This is a genomic window from Sphingomonas panni, assembly GCF_022664435.1.
Taxonomy (GTDB): domain Bacteria; phylum Pseudomonadota; class Alphaproteobacteria; order Sphingomonadales; family Sphingomonadaceae; genus Sphingomonas; species Sphingomonas panni.
This window is the reverse complement of the sequence record NZ_JAKREU010000005.1, coordinates 217,514-232,359: the sequence shown is the minus strand read 5'-3', so window position 1 is coordinate 232,359 and position 14,846 is coordinate 217,514. Positions and strand designations below refer to the sequence as shown.

12 protein-coding genes and 1 pseudogene are annotated in these 14,846 nt (G+C 61.8%); 2 read left to right on the top strand and 11 right to left on the bottom strand.

Going from position 1 to position 14,846, the window contains the following annotated elements; genetic code table 11:
• Positions 1-79: 79 nt before the first annotated feature.
• Complete coding sequence (locus MF609_RS20065) at positions 80-376, bottom strand: TrbC/VirB2 family protein (protein WP_473829129.1); 297 nt, start codon at positions 374-376, stop codon at positions 80-82.
• Between MF609_RS20065 and MF609_RS20160 the strand changes: the two genes are divergently transcribed.
• The gene (locus MF609_RS20160) at positions 318-464 is read left to right on the top strand and encodes a hypothetical protein (RefSeq protein WP_242416509.1); all 147 of its coding nucleotides are present in this window, start codon (positions 318-320) and stop codon (positions 462-464) included. The genes MF609_RS20065 and MF609_RS20160 overlap by 59 nt on opposite strands.
• Here the strand turns inward: MF609_RS20160 and virB11 are convergent.
• The 8 genes from virB11 to MF609_RS11755 are packed head-to-tail and all read right to left on the bottom strand — an operon-like array spanning position 442 to position 8,101.
• Positions 442-1,419: a P-type DNA transfer ATPase VirB11 gene (virB11, locus tag MF609_RS11790; RefSeq protein ID WP_242416508.1), complete on the bottom strand. Its 978-nt coding sequence runs from the start codon at positions 1,417-1,419 to the stop codon at positions 442-444. The two genes, MF609_RS20160 and virB11, sit on opposite strands and share 23 nt — an antisense overlap.
• Positions 1,416-2,513 (bottom strand): TrbI/VirB10 family protein, encoded by a 1,098-nt coding sequence (locus tag MF609_RS11785; protein WP_242416507.1) that lies wholly within the window; start codon positions 2,511-2,513, stop codon positions 1,416-1,418. The genes virB11 and MF609_RS11785 overlap by 4 nt, the downstream gene beginning before the upstream one ends.
• Positions 2,510-3,205: a TrbG/VirB9 family P-type conjugative transfer protein gene (locus MF609_RS11780; protein WP_242416506.1), complete on the bottom strand. Its 696-nt coding sequence runs from the start codon at positions 3,203-3,205 to the stop codon at positions 2,510-2,512. The genes MF609_RS11785 and MF609_RS11780 overlap by 4 nt, the downstream gene beginning before the upstream one ends.
• Positions 3,202-3,945: a VirB8 family type IV secretion system protein gene (locus MF609_RS11775; RefSeq protein ID WP_242416505.1), complete on the bottom strand. Its 744-nt coding sequence runs from the start codon at positions 3,943-3,945 to the stop codon at positions 3,202-3,204. The genes MF609_RS11780 and MF609_RS11775 overlap by 4 nt, the downstream gene beginning before the upstream one ends.
• Positions 3,942-5,150, bottom strand: coding sequence for a TrbL/VirB6 family protein (locus tag MF609_RS11770; protein ID WP_242416504.1), 1,209 nt, complete (start codon positions 5,148-5,150; stop codon positions 3,942-3,944). The genes MF609_RS11775 and MF609_RS11770 overlap by 4 nt, the downstream gene beginning before the upstream one ends.
• Positions 5,150-7,516 carry a VirB4 family type IV secretion/conjugal transfer ATPase gene (locus MF609_RS11765; protein WP_242416503.1) on the bottom strand — a complete coding sequence of 789 codons (2,367 nt, stop codon included), beginning with the start codon at positions 7,514-7,516 and terminating at the stop codon, positions 5,150-5,152. The genes MF609_RS11770 and MF609_RS11765 overlap by 1 nt, the downstream gene beginning before the upstream one ends.
• Positions 7,495-7,779, bottom strand: coding sequence for a VirB3 family type IV secretion system protein (locus MF609_RS11760; RefSeq protein ID WP_242416502.1), 285 nt, complete (start codon positions 7,777-7,779; stop codon positions 7,495-7,497). The genes MF609_RS11765 and MF609_RS11760 overlap by 22 nt, the downstream gene beginning before the upstream one ends.
• A gap of 4 nt (positions 7,780-7,783) precedes the next feature.
• Positions 7,784-8,101 carry a TrbC/VirB2 family protein gene (locus MF609_RS11755; RefSeq protein WP_242416501.1) on the bottom strand — a complete coding sequence of 106 codons (318 nt, stop codon included), beginning with the start codon at positions 8,099-8,101 and terminating at the stop codon, positions 7,784-7,786.
• A 124-nt stretch (positions 8,102-8,225) separates the two neighbouring features.
• Here MF609_RS11755 and MF609_RS20060 point away from each other — a divergent pair, with 124 nt between their 5' ends.
• The gene (locus tag MF609_RS20060; protein ID WP_419723099.1) at positions 8,226-8,396 is read left to right on the top strand and encodes an integrase core domain-containing protein; all 171 of its coding nucleotides are present in this window, start codon (positions 8,226-8,228) and stop codon (positions 8,394-8,396) included.
• A 388-nt stretch (positions 8,397-8,784) separates the two neighbouring features.
• Here the strand turns inward: MF609_RS20060 and MF609_RS11750 are convergent.
• Positions 8,785-9,528: pseudogene (locus tag MF609_RS11750) on the bottom strand (RHS repeat-associated core domain-containing protein); the annotation flags it as partial.
• A gap of 1,171 nt (positions 9,529-10,699) precedes the next feature.
• Complete coding sequence (locus tag MF609_RS19985; protein WP_242416499.1) at positions 10,700-14,812, bottom strand: RHS repeat domain-containing protein; 4,113 nt, start codon at positions 14,810-14,812, stop codon at positions 10,700-10,702.
• Between the last annotated feature and the right edge of the window lie 34 nt (positions 14,813-14,846).

The following is a 14,846-nucleotide window of genomic DNA, read 5'->3' as shown; positions in this document are numbered from 1 at the left end:
CGGTGATGGTGACGGCCAAGGCCGCACTCCGCTCGGCGGCGGTCCACCGGAACCTGCAACCTACTGGCGGGCAAGCAGCTTAACGAACCGGGACTGCTGCGCCAGCGTAAGGATCGTAGACCTGAGGTTGATCGGGCGGCGGAGGGCTTGTTGACACAGGGACGCCTGCATCTCTCGAAACGCTGAAGACCTCCCCAGTACGGCCCGCACCGGCGACACCCATGATCCCATTGGCCAATGTCGCAGCTCCCAACAGTACGAAGCATCCGACGAGTACGGTCGTCCCTCGTCGGACTGGCACACGACCATTCAGCATCATGAAGCCCAATGTAGCGACCGCCAGCGTGGCGATTGCGATGGCGGTCGATCCGAGCAGCGCACTCTCGACCCACCGTGCCGCGTTCAACAGCGGCTGCGCGCCTGTCGGCTCGCTGAGCGGCATCATGGACAGACGACCTCGCTGATGCGCCGTTTGCCGCTCACCCGTTCGAGTTGCACGAACAGCCCAATCGATCCTCGCACATAGTCCTGCACGTCCTCTCGGCTGAGACGCGTGGCGGTCTGCAGGATCAGTAGCGCGATCTGCTCGATGGCGCCCTCTGTGCTGTCGGCATGTACCGTCGTCATCGATCCGGGATGCCCGGTGTTGATCGCGCGCAGAAAGGCATAGGCTTCCGGTCCGCGCAGTTCGCCCAGCAGGATGCGGTCGGGTCGCATCCGGAGCGATGCCGAGACGAGGTCGTCGGCGCTGACCTGCGCTTCGCCCAAGGCACCGCGTACCGCCAGCAGGCCAATGGCATTGGGATGATCGATCCGCAGTTCCGGTGTGTCCTCGATGGTGACGAGGCGTTCGGAAGCCGGGATTTCGCGGATGAGCGCGTTCAGGAAGGTGGTCTTGCCGGTCGAGGTGCCTCCCGAGACCAAGATGTTGCGTCGGCTGCGGACCGCCATGCGCAACAGCGCCGGAAGGTCGCCACGATCGCGCAACTCCGTCAGTGCGGTGTCGGCACGCTGCTCCGTGCGCTTGCCGACCACCGCGCCGTTGAACGCGCCACCGGCGGCATAGTCGTCGAGCGACAGATCGGCCGCGACATGCTTGCGAATCGCGAGCGCCATGGCGCCGCGCGTCGCCGGTGGTGCGATCGCCTGGATTCGCGAGCCATCGGGCAGCGACGCCGACAGCAGAGGCTGCGCACGGTTGATCCCTTGATGCGACCAAGCCGCAACCTGTTCGACAAGTCTGGTCAGGACGGTTTCCGACAGGTCCGGCAGTTCGTGCCGCTCGATCCCGCCACGGAGCGTCTCGACCCATATCTCGCCTGGACGATTGACGTAGAGATCGGTGACATCGGTTCGGTCCAGCAGGAAACCGAGCGGTGCAAGAAAGTGGTGGAGGTAGCGCCATTCCGGCGTCTTCATGGGACGGCGTCCATGCCGGTGAAGTCAAGATCGCGCGCGACGAAGATCGAGACGCTGCGACCGGCCGCCACGCGAAGCGTCGGCTTGATGTCGGTCGGCTGCGTCGTGCTGCGTCCCGCCCCGCCAATCGACCCCGGCAACGCGATCAACACTGGCGATCGGGCAGAGCGCGCGGCAAGGCCTATCCCCAGATCGAGCGAGGATTGCAGGATTGCGCCGCTGAAGCGTTCGAGGAAGTGGGTGTCGACCTGCGCCTTGACCCCGCCGCGCCCGAGCGTGTCGACGGCGGGCGACCCGATCGCGACGGTCACGCCATCGGGGCGGATCAGCCGGGTCCACAGAATGATCGCGCGCCGCTGGCCTTGCGCGGTATCCTCGCCATATTCGCCGATCAGGCGACTACCGCGCGGGATCAGCACCTGGCTGCCGTCAAAGCCGCGAATATCACGCTGTACCAAGGCGCGGGCGAAGCCGGCATGGGTAGAGTCGAACGCGGTTTCGAGAACGGCGGGGATCATCGTGCCTTGTGGCACGGTGGTCGCCCGATTGGCGAAGACGGCGGCTCTTACTCGCGCGGTCGACAGGCCGCGCTGGCCGGACTGGGCCGGTGTGCTGTCTTCCGCCGCCTGCGGCGACGCTGCGGGGGCTGCGGTTGCAGCGGAGCCATTGTCCAGTACTAGTGCCTGGCCAACCGCCGTACGCGCCGGGCGCTGCGGAATTGCTGGCGTAGCCGCGGTATAAGGCGATGGCGACGGAACATAGGGTTCGGCCATAAACGATCGAGTGATCGGTAATGGAGCGGACGGCGCTACCGGAGCGGGGGTGGACGATAGAGGGGCGACTGGTTGCGGCACCATCGTCGGGGCGACCGGTTCGGGCGGAAGGTAGAGCGGCGGGATCGAACTGCCGGCAACGACCTCGGCAGACCGCGCGGTGGTCGACGGGGCGCTCGCCCCCTGCCGACGAGCCTCCAGCACGGCGAACAGCAACACCCCACCGATGACCGCCAGCACGACGATCACGGCGTTCGACAACCCCCGGCGGGGAGTGCGGATGATGGGGCGAATATCGGTTTCGGTCGGCGTGTCGGTCATTTGCTACGGATCACCTGGCGTTTGGCTTTGGCCACCCGCTTGTCCAAACGGAAGATGAGGTTCGTATCGACGCTGTCGAGAACATAATAGCGCCCGCGCATTTGGCCGTTGGCCAGCGTCTCGCTGCCATCGGCTTGCCCGACATAGGTCGCGGGCAGCAAGGCGTCGGCGGGCCACTCGATATAGGTGTGGATGCCATCGTCGCTGATCGCGACCGGCCGCAGGGCGCGATCGCCGCGTAGCAGGTACGACCCTGTCATTTCGCCCATGACTGGATCGCCCGAGGTGTTCGCCACGACCGATGGATAGCGGAAGCGCACCAGATAGGGCGAGGTCATGCCTGCGTCGGCAGTCCCTTGCAGATCGAAGGCATAGGTCCGTACATCGGTGATGACTGTCATGTTGGTCGCGACATCGGCGAGCAATGCCTTCAGGAACAGCCGGTTGCCGCCGCGGTCGGTGCTGGCCGCCCAGGCGCTGCTGTCGCCCAGCGCGATGCTGCGCACGGTTTCGTCGGGCGCCAACTCGACCGTGATCTGATAGCCGACCGCGCCTGTCAGCCGGATGACCTGGTCGGGGCGAAAGTCCATGCTTTGCAGGCGCGGGTCGCCCATACCCAGCATCGGCATGACTTGCGCCGCCACCGGGGATGCCGCCAGCAAGGCCGCCAGCAGGATGCCGCCGAACCTCATTGCACCATGCCCGCCATCGGGACCGAACGGGGCGTAGGGGCCGGAACCTGTGGTTCGGCCGGTGGCAGAACTTCCATGCTGCGGCGATAGCGTTCGACTTGGAACCCCAGGGGGTTGATGAAGCGGTCGGCGACACTCATCGGCTCGCCCGAATAGCGATAGCGGATCACCGCGACCCACGACTGCGCCATCTGCGAGCCCTCGCGCGTATCACGGCGGCGGGTATCATAGCGGACCATTGCGCTGTTGGTGCCGACCGGTGTCACGCTCTTGACGGTCACATCGACGATGGCACCAAGCGCGTAGCGATTGAGCGGGCTGTCGGGGTTGGTCGCCTGCATCGCCGCGACGTAATCGCTGCGGGCCTGGCCCGCCGACCACAGCGCCACCTTGCGATAGTCGCCCTGTACCGTGTCGCGGTCATAGCCTTCGCGAGCGATGACATATTGGACGAGGAACGACTGGGTCAGCGCGCGGTCGGCCGAGACGAGTTGCGTGTCGACGGGTTTGAGCGCCTGGACGAAGCCGGTCTGGCGATCGACGAGCAGCGTATAGGGCTCGACGGTCTTGAGCGGGGTTAGCAGCATCAGCGCCAGCGCCTCGCAGACGGCGATGACTCCGAGGGCGGTCGCGACGCGCCACGCGACGCGACGCGACGCGACCAGCGCGTCGCTGCGGTCCTTCGCCCAGCTGGCGCTTTCGGCGAAATAGCGCTGCTGCTCGGTCGGTTCCTGCGTCATGCCGTCCGATCCCGCGTCGTGGCACTTGCCGATACCCGACCGCGCGTCCGCCGCCGGAAGCTTTGGCCAAGCGCGGTGCCGGCGTTGGCCGTTGGCAACCCTGGCGCGCCATCCCCCCCTCGCGAACCTTGTATCGTCACCATGCGCGTACCGACCAATCCCTGTTCCTCACGTCGTTGTACTGCGGCGATCTGATCCGCAATGCGCGCGGCACGCGATGGCGGTTCGGCCGAATCGTTCACTCCCCTGCTGGCGGGTACAGGTTGCCGAGGTTCGGCCGTGTCCCTTGCTGAACCGGGCCATAGCGTCTCGATGTTACGGGGCAGCCGTAGCGCGGCGGCGATCCGGGCGACGAGGACCAGCATCGCGAGCAGCACACCGACGAAGATGACTGCCGCCGCGAACAAGGCCGCTGACGCATTCGGAATGGCTTCGCCGGCCGCGCGGCGCATCACCAGATCGCTCAGCCACGGCTCGAACAGCGCCAGTTCAATGCCCAGCGTCAACGCGGTCGCAACCCCGCCCAGCGCCATCGCGATCAACCCGCGCAGCCAGCCTTCGAACAAGCCACGCGTGCCGTCGAACAGTAGGAAGGCAAGGAACAATGGGCCAAACGCCAGCAGCAGCCCCGCTCCCAACCGGATCAGGGCGAAGGCCCCCAGGCCGCCGACGAGAAATGCGATCCGCGCTGATCCGACGGCGAAGCCGTCAAACCCGCCGAACACAGGCGGGGCAACGCCACCTGACCGCTCGACCTGATCGCGGGTCGGTACGCCGGTGCCGTAGATGGCGAGAACGCGAAACGCACGATCGAGATTGTCGAGACGTGCGGCGAGGCCACCGGTCGCCCCCGGCACCTGTGCTGGACCGCCGACATTGGCGACCAGTTCCGCCGGCGCGCGCAGCGTCACGTCGTACACGACCGTCCGGTACGCCGACCAACTGGTCGCCAGCGCCAACACGATCCCGATTCGGACGAAGGTCAGGACACCACTACGCAGGGAGGGCGTTTCCCCCAGCAACATGCGATAGCCGAACAGCGCGATCAGGATCGTCAGCAGCGCGGTGACGAACAGCATCACCGTCGACCCGGGAGCCGACAGCGCCTGATAGCCGGCCGCCCCCAGCGTCGTCGCCTGGCAATCGAGGAATGCCAGCATCGTGGAGGGGAACGCGTCGGGCGAGGTCGGAACGGCGCACGCCATCACACGCGCTCCAACAGCAATGGCAGCCAGCGGTCGGGATCGTCGCCGACCTCGGCCCGGATGTCGTCGAGCATCCGCACGGTGCGTTCGCGGCCCGACAGGACAGTAAGGATTTCGCGCTCGCCGGTCAGATCGAGGCGCGCCACGACACTGTCGTTGCCATGCTTGATGAGGAAGCAATGCGCGCTGTCGGGGAGCGAGCGCACCAGGTCGTACTCATGCTGCGTCAGGCCGAAGCCGTCGACATAGTCGCTCGCCTGCGCCTTTGGATTAGCCATGAAGATCTGGGTCGCCGCTTGTTCGATGATGGCGCTGGCGATCCGGCTTTGCAGCGCGTCCTGCGCGCTTTGGGTGGCGAAGCCGACGATGCCGTTCCTTTTGCGGATCGTCTTTTCCCAATCTTTGATCCGGCGCAAGAACACCTCGTCGTCGAGCGCCTTCCAGCCTTCGTCGACGACGATGATCGCGGGGTTGCCGTCCAGTCGTTCCTCGACGCGGTGGAACAGGTACAGCATGGCGGGTGACCGCACGACCGGATCGTCGAGGATCTGGGTCATGTCGAAGCCGACGACGCGGGCGGCCAGATCGGTGCGATCCGCTTCGTTGTCGAACAGCCACGCCCGCTCGCCCGTCCCCCACCAGGGTTGCAGGCGCGACCACAGATCACCTGTCTGCGGACGCCGGTCACCGCGGAACAGCTCGACCAGATGACGCAGCCGCCGGAAATTGACGGGAGCGGCATAATTGGCGTCGACCGCCCGTTTGATGCGGTTCGCTTCCTCACCATCGACAGCACCGGCCAGCAAGGTCAGCCAGTCGATCAGGAACTGGCGGTTGGCCGGGTCGTCGGGCAGCAGCAGTGGATTGAGCCCGGACGGTTCGCCGGGACGCAGCACGTCGTAGCGTCCGCCGACCGCGCGCAGGAACAGCTCGGCCCCACGATCCTTGTCGAAGAACACGATGCGCGGGTCCACCTTGCGCGCCTGCGCCAGCAGGAAGTTCAGCACCACGGTCTTGCCTGATCCCGACGGACCGATGACCGTGAAATTGCCGAGATCGCGGGCATGGAAGTTGAAATAATAGGGACCGGCGGCGGTCGTTTCGAGCAGCGAGATGGCGTCGCCCCAGTGGTTGCCCTCGGCCTGACCCAGCGCGAAATTATGCCCGCTGGCAAGGCCGGCGAAATTGCTGGTCGAGATCAGCCCGCGCCGCGCGATATAGTTGAAGTTGCCCGGAAACTGCGCCCAGAAGGCGGGTTCGAGCGCGATGTCCTCGCGCACCGCGATGATACCCAGTTCGGCCAGCGTCGCCAACACCTCGGCCACCCCGGCATCGACCGCCTGCGGACTCTCACCGCGCACCGCGATCGTCATGTGATGCTCGCCGAACGCCGCGCGGCCGGCCGCGACGTCGTCCTTGGCGTCCGCCAGCTGGCCGCGCAGGCTGACCGCCTCGTCCTCGGCCGAGCGCATCCGCCGGAGCGCGAGGTTCATCCGCCCCAGCGCTGCCGACCTGTCGACGAAGCCGAAGGATTGCGAGATCGCCAGTTCGAGGGGCAGGCGCAACAGTTCGTCGAACATGCCGGGGCCGGTCTGTCCCGGATAGTCCTTGATCGACACGATGCCGACGAAGTCGCGCGGCCGGGCACCCGCTGACCCGAGTTCCACCGTCTCCTGCCCGAAGCTGATCCGTCGCCACGGCAGATAGCCGGCGATGTCCTGCATCGGTAGCCGGATCGGCCGCATCTCGCCGTTCAGCAGGTCGGACAGGAACTCGAGCGGTTCCGAACAGGGACCATCGGGCGTGTCATAGGTGCCGAGCAGGCGCGGACCATAGCTGCCCAGCGCCGCGATCAGCGAGTCGCGGGCATTGTCCAGTTCACGCAGGTCATGCGCCGTCGCTGCGACGCCCGATCCGCCGGACAACAGTCCGCGCAACCGGTCGAGTATGCCGATCCGTCCCTGCAACGGCCGCCGCACCAGCGTCAGATACAGGTCGTTGACGTACAGTCGTCGCCGCCCGAGCCGTGCATTCCACGCCGCATCGAGCCGCTGCGAGAAGCTATCGGGAAACTCCGCCTCCAGTTCGACCTCAACCCGGCGGCGGATGACATGGTGGTAGACCGCGAAGTGGGAGGATCCGATTGCCTGCAACATCGCGTCGCGCAGCCGCTTGCGATAGTTCAGCTCATCGCTGTCCGCCGTCTCGAACAGTAGTCCGCGCAGGTGGATGACCTGGCATAACAGGCCGTCCTGCGTTTCCAGCGTGTGCGCATCGACATGCCGCGCATAGGGCAGGTGAGCCCCCACCGGCTTCTCCCGCGCAACGACCGTCGGATCGCGGGTCAGGGGCGGTAGGAGTTGCATTGCCACAGTGCATGGTTCTTGACGCGCGGACATTTTCCGACGCGGGTCAGCCAGAGGTCGAAGAAGCGCGGCTCGCGGACGCACAGCATCACCCCGGCTAGATGGATGACGACCGCCGCCAGCACGACCCAGATCGACTTGAACAGCAGGAAAAGCTCGGTCGCGAGCACCGCATTGGCGGTGAAGTAGCTGTAGGTCACGCCGGCGAACATTTGCGGTCGCGTCAGCGCGACGAACACCGGATCGCGGTCGAGATCGCTCAACTCATCAGCCGCCGAGCTGTGCGGTGGACTGGATGCCGGCGACGATGCTTGCCGCGCCGAACAGGATGAAGCAGCCGAGGATCACGGTCGCACCGTAGCGCCAGTTCATTCGGCCGGTCAGCATCATGAAGCCGACGACCGCTATCGCGATAATCGCGATGACCGTTGCGACTGTTCCAAGCAGCGTTCCCTGCAGCCAGGTCACTGCGCCGACTATCGGGCCAGAGCCTGCCGGATCCGCCAATCTGTCTTGTGCAAATGACGCTGTGGGAACGGATAGGCTCGACGCGAGGGTGAGCCGCCTCCAAAATCGCGCTTTCACTTGGTCAGAAACCTCCGGGTGTCATTGGAACTGATCCTACGCTGCCACTTCGCGACGCGCCACTTCGGATTGGCGAAAATCACGACCTGTTCCCCGGGAATCATGCCATTGGCAAGGGAAGTGCCTGAACCAGCACGGGTTCATCAGCGTCGACAACGCGGTCCGCGAATGCGAGGCTTGGCGCAGGGATTACAACGAGTTGCGACCACATAGCGCCACCGGCGACAAGACGCCGATATCGCTGGTGAACCGGTCAGCGGCAAATGGCCCGCCGCTGCCGGCAGATGCTGGATGAACAACAGCCAAGTGTTCCAGAAATGCGTAGCAGGTCACGAGGGGTGGCCTTTGGGGTTTGGCGGCCGAAGAAGTGAAGGCTGTATCACATTCGACCTTTTCTGAAAACCCATATATAGAGAAGCCCATGCGATACAGTAAACAGGACTAACGAGAAAAGCCATAGATACTGCTTACTTAACGCGAACGAAATTCCAGCAAGGCAGCCCGCCAACAGTACTAGAAAGAAACGTGCCACCTGAAAATTCGTTCTGATAAGATCTCTGAAACGTAAACAGATACCTAATCTGAACCCAGCTCGAAAATAGGCACTTAGATGGGTGTATATTGCCCAATCAAGAGCCGCTGCAATTAGCATTCCTGCCAAGATCATCGCGCCAACAGACATGTCAGCGGCCCGTGTCGACAAGAAGATTTTCTACCATGCCGGCAGCGCTTCCATAAACAGATTCTGCCGCGCTCAGTCTCGCTGCTTGAGGGGCGGACAGATCACCAAACATGCGGCCGCCTCTCATAACGTTGCTGGTGATGCGTGTTGCTGCACCTGACGTCAGGAGCGATACAACGCCCGCGCCAGCGCCTAGCAGGGAAGACCGGCTTCCAGTAGCGATGTAATCATAGCCGTAAGCCCCAATCGACACAAGTGATGTGACTTTCGCCCCAACTGCCGCGGCCGCCGCTCCCATTCCCAAGGCTCCGCCTCCGACCCCAGTCGGACTCGCAGCGATCGCACCGAGTCCGAGAACGGCAGCGGAACCTTCAAGTGCCGAGTTAGCGTTGCTCGCCTGTGCCCCAAGCGTAGCAGCGGCTGAGCATCTCTTCTTCGGCTGCTTCTTTCCTGGTGCGGCATTCTTCTTGGCTGGAACTAGGCCCCTGTCCTGGAACAGTTGCATGTCCGTGGCTGTAACTGTTCTTGGAATGAAGTAGGTTACACTGGATCCGCCATCAAAGCTGCCGTTGTACGTGCCGAATGCTGGCCGGGTACCATTCACGACGATGTCGGACAGCCCCGTCGGATCTTTCGAATTGATTGGATCCGAACCCACGTAGTTGTACCAGTTCAGGCCGCCCGCATAGCCAGTAGGGTCGGTTTGCATGAACCGGCCCAATGTCGGCGAATAGATACGCGTCTCGTAGTCGTGTAAGCAGCCGCGCCGACCCTAGCGAGGCCGCCGGCATCCGCGACGGCACCAAGGGCAGCGTAATCGATCAGGCTGTGAAAACGGTTAAGAGGAAGACGATCATTACTCCCGCTACGATCAAGGTCGTAGCAGTGGTGATCGGCAAATAGCGTCATTTAGATACCTCCCCAGAACAGCCGGACGAAAACTATCGATAAGCCGACTGCGCATACAATCAACGAAATGCTTAATATTAAGCGACTACGCCAGCCATTACCAATAGTGTATGCCAGCAATACCGGCACAATGATCATCCAAATCGCGTTAACAGGACTGTGGAAGTTAAAATGCTCTATTAATAATGTGCATAGGGCCGAGAGTATTCCTACGAATGCGACAGCAGCTAACTGCTTTACATGCTGAGTAGCCATAAAACCTCACTCACAACCTAGCTTGTCTCTCCAGTATTCGTTGGCATTGCCTGTGTTTACAGAATACCCAAGGATATACGGCGGGAACTCTGCGTAGTGCTCAAAAGAACTTGTAGGTGAAGTTATGGTGACCGTGTTGGCGCCACCGAAATTTTTGTCACCAATATAGACTTTGACAAAGAGATTTGTTCCCGGAAGAGATTGCTCGAAGGCTTGCCCCGCGTGAGAACTTGTTACACTTGACCAGCCGCCAGAACCAAAGTCGGGAAGCTGAGTTACGCGGGCGAACTCCGTTGAAAGAGGGCCGCTACGACCGCCTCCGGGCACCGACCAAGCGCATTGTTCGTAGTCTTGTGCATGAAATTTTGAGAAGGGTTCGCATCCTGAGGGCACCTCTTCTTTTGCGGCGTTGGTTTCTTATTCAACGTCATCAAACTTGTAGACTAGCTCAGCGGTCTGCCGCTTAAAACAGTATGCAGGGTTTCCACCGACGGAGCCAACATTCAGTCGCAATTCCACACAAACTACATTCTTCAGGTGTACCGTAACAGGATAACGGTTCTCCATAGCTCCAGCCGGACTTTCGCTACCTTTAGCTGCCCATATGTCGACGGCGCGGACCACATAGCGCTGATCCGATCGATAATAGGGAGGTTGGCTGCGCTTCGAGTTGATTTCAGCGCGCTGCCACCAGAGAAATCCAACGAGTAAGATCAGGAGCGCGAATCCGATTGAGATTGATAGCCCCCGTTTCATTGCGTCACCGAGCAGAACATATTTCCCGCTTTATCGACTGCAATCACGGGCTGGCCAAGGTTAAGGTCGGGTTCACTCAGACCGGAAGGTGGCGTGTTGTTCGGATGAGCATGGACGAAGGTAGTCGTCGGATAATAGCCGGTCGCAAGGTTTGCAATTGCCAGCGGAGCCTCACGGCTGATCCGATCGCCGCTTATCTCTGCTCTACGCCCCTCGGTGAAGAGCGGTCCGATCCAGTTGCCCGATCCCACATACGGCTGTGCCACATGAAATCCCCACTCGCCTGTTCCAGCCGGATTTCCGGACACCGATCGCCCCAACATTCTAAGCGCCTGCGCCTGGACCGCAGGATCATTCGCAACTGGATTGCGAGCACAGCTCTTGGTGAGAGTCACCCTTTTCGGCTTCTTTCCTGGTGGGGTATCCTTTTTGGCTGGAACTAGTCCTCTATCTTGGAACAGTTGCATATCCGTGGCTGTAACTGTTCTCGGGATGAAGTAGGTTACGCTTGATCCCCCGTCGAAACTGCCATTGTACGAACCGAAGGCCGGTCGTGAACCGGTCACAACGATGTCCGGTCCGCCTGACAGCCCCGTTGGATCTTTCAAATTGATTGGATCCGAACCCACGTAATTGTACCAGTTCAGGCCGTCCGCATAGCCAATAGGATCGGTTTGCATGAACCGGCCCAGCGTCGGCGAATATACGCGTGCCTTGTAGTCGTACAAACCGACGGACGGTAGCCACTTCTGCCCGGTGTACTGGAATCGTCCGAGGTTGCTGGGTCCGGGTATTCCGAACTCGTCATAGGTGTTGATGGCGATCGGCGCGCCGGCGTCATTGCTGACGGCGATGATCGACCCCCTCTCGTCCGCATGAAGCCAGCGCCGGTCGGAGAGGCCCGAGCCCTCGAACCATATCAGCGGTTCGTCGTTCCCGTCTCCGTAGACATAGCGACGTAGCACGCCGCCGGTGTTCTGGTTGAGTTCGGTCAGAACGTTCGCCCCGTCGTACGTCAGCGTCGTGTTGACATTCTGGTCTGCCGTTATGTTGAACAATCTTCCCAGAGGATCATACGCCAGGTTAGCGCCCGGCGCTGTCGCCAGTTGATTGGTGCTGGTGTAGCCGAAAGCGGCGCCACCGGACGAGGTAAGATTGCCACGCCCGTCATATGACAAAGCGGTCGATCCGGCCGAAGTCAGCTGGTTCAGTGCGTTCACGCCGTAGGATCGGTCGACTGAGTAGCTGCTCGACCAACCATACGAATCGTTTGACGCACTGCGCGACGTGATCTGGCCGTTCGGATTGTACGAGAATCCTATGGTCAGGTCGCCGGCGCTGCCGCTCAAGTCGTGCGATAGTTGGGCCAGCCGTGACGCTGAATCGTAGCTGAAGGACGTCGTGGTGCCATTCGCTCGAGTCATGCTCGTCCGGCGTCCCTGCCCATCGTAGCCGAAGCCAATGAGGGTGTTACCGGCACTGTCCGTGATCGAGTTCATGAGACCGTCTGCACGGTACGCATAGCCTACCCAGGTTCCGTCCCACCACGTCACGCGCGTTCGCCGACCGGCTTCGTTGTATTGATACGAGGCATGTCCGGCCGCATACCAGTTGTCGCTTTGTGACGTGCGGCGACCGAACGCGTCGTACCCGAAGGACAGCGTTCTACCGTTGCTGTCGGAGGCGGAAGTCATATTGCCGAGCAGGTCGTAGGAGAACGTCTGATCCGTCTCCCAATAGCCGATGTTCGGCCGGTCTGCGGACGTCAACCGGTTCAGTGCGTCATGGGTGAATGCAACGGTCCTTCCATCGCGCGTTACACGGCTCGCGATGTTTCCATTGGCGTCGTAGGCGAATTGATCCGAACTCCCGTCCGGATAGCTAACTCGATTCAAGCGATCGAAACCATCGTAGGCGCTGGTCGTGACGTTGCCATTCCCATCGGTCACGCTCGAGATCCTGCCGGTCGCGGTACGCTTGACGGTTTCCGTCGAGGCATCCGGGGTGCCGTAGGCTTTCGTTTCCGAAACCGTTCGCGCCGCCACATCGTACGACATGCGAGTGATGCGGTCCGGTCCCGCCGTTCCGGCAGAGCCGAGCGTGCAAGCGTCGGATTGGCTGTTCAACGAGCCTGCGTTCATGCGAACCGCTGTGCAGATCGGGCGATCCATGCTGTCGAAGGAATAGTGAGTGACTGCCAGGTTCGTACCACCTGCGGAAGCGGTTGTTTGGATCACCCGATCGGCCTGATCGTACGCCAGCGTGACCGAGTCCTCCGCTGAGAAGCCCGACCCGTCGCTGTTGGCCGTTCCACGAGACAAGCCGGTCGTTCGTCCGCGAACGTCGTAGGAGTGACTCGTGGCCGCGCCGCGCAACGGCCCGGCTCCATCGGGATCCGGCCCAATCTCTATCGTCAATTGTCTGGCATCATCATAGACGAATCGTTGCAGATCGGCCGAACCCGGCATGGGGCCGTCTATCGATGCTACGTCGCCGGTCTTGGTGTACGTGGTCGCCGTGGACGCGAGCAGGCCGCCATCGCCGGATGACGTGGTGGTGGAGGTTGCAAGAAGATTGTTCGGCGAACCTGCCGCCCCGTAGGCCGTGGTCCGGATCATCTCGTCCGCCGTGCCGCTGCAGCTGGCCATGGTTCGGCAGGTTGAGGTCGTCGTGAGGAGGTAGGTCGGTGACCCTGACGCGACGAGCGTGCCTGAACCGTTCTTGTAGTAGGCTTGCGATGCCGTGTACGAGAATCGAACCTCCCTGCGTACTCCGTTCGCGGACGGTGGCGCCTTGATTGATGTCACGCCCCCGTGGACGGGATCATAGAGGTAATCGGTCTGAGCGCCTTTGGGGTCTCTGATCCAATTGGGCTTGTTGCAGACGACGCCGTTGCCGCATGTCGCGTCATAGCCGGTCGTGGTTACCAGGTCTGGCGGCGTGCCTGGGGTCGATGATACCGTTCGATGCTCGATCACGTTTCCGCGTGCATCTCGCACGTACCGTTCCTGCGACCCGTTCGGTAGGGTCATGCTGGAGAGTCGGCGGCCGCCATCGTAGGCGAGTATCGTCACCGCTCCCGTTTCATCGGTGATCCTCTTCGGCAAGCCGATGTTCGGGTCGGAGACGATCGTCGAAGTCGTTCCGTCCGGATTCGTGATCACGAGCGTTGATTCCGCTCCGCCGGAATAGGCGTACTGCCAAGTCCGTCCGCCGGAAACGATGGACGACACGTTGTACCCATTGCTTTTCGCGACCACGACATCGTTCGTGGTCGAACCGGGTCTCCTTATCGTCGACGGGGAATAGGTCGTCACCCTGCCGACGTTGTCTGTGGCTGACCAACTGCCATCCGCCTGCGTGACACCGAGCGTAATCGATGGCCAGCTCGTTGTGAGATTACAGTAGCTTGCGGTAGGGTCGCAGGCTTCCGTAGCCATGTTGAACGTCGTTACTTTTGTTATGTCGTTCCATCTGTAGTCGCCGGCGATACTGGTGAAATAGTCGAACCGAAGCTGATAGCCCGAAGAGCTGGCTACGGACGTCAGCCTTACTTTCCAGGGCACCACCCCGCCGCCACATTGTGCCTGCTGTTGGCTCGAGCAACCTACCTGCCGGAGGTATGACATCGTGAGGCGTTCACCGCCGGTGTATTTGATCTGCGTAACGCGCGCAATTTTGTTGCTGCTTATTGATGTCAGCGTTGAATTGTATGTATATTCAGTTCCATCCGCTAGGCGCAATATGAAGATGTTGCCGTTCTGCGTCAGCACGTGGCCGTCGTCCGACCGCGGTACCCACGCGGACCCGCTCTTCAAGAACGTGATGCTCGTTGGGCCACCGTCCTCCAGAATACTGACGTCGACGTATGTCGAATCGCCGAATATTCCCAATTCATACTCCGATGATGTGGGCTTGCCTTCGGAATGATCTATTGAGAACGAGAGAGCGGATCTACCATTGCCTATCCGCAACACCTCTTCCCGTCCTGAATAGGTCCCTCGCGCCAAGTCGACGCCGTTCTTGTCGCGTAAGAATTTGGCCGGGGGGGCTGGTTCTGCATTTGCCGCTTGGGGCAGAAGACTGCAGGCGATGGCGGATGTCGTCACGAGCAGGTTTCGCCGAACCACTTTTCCTAACAAT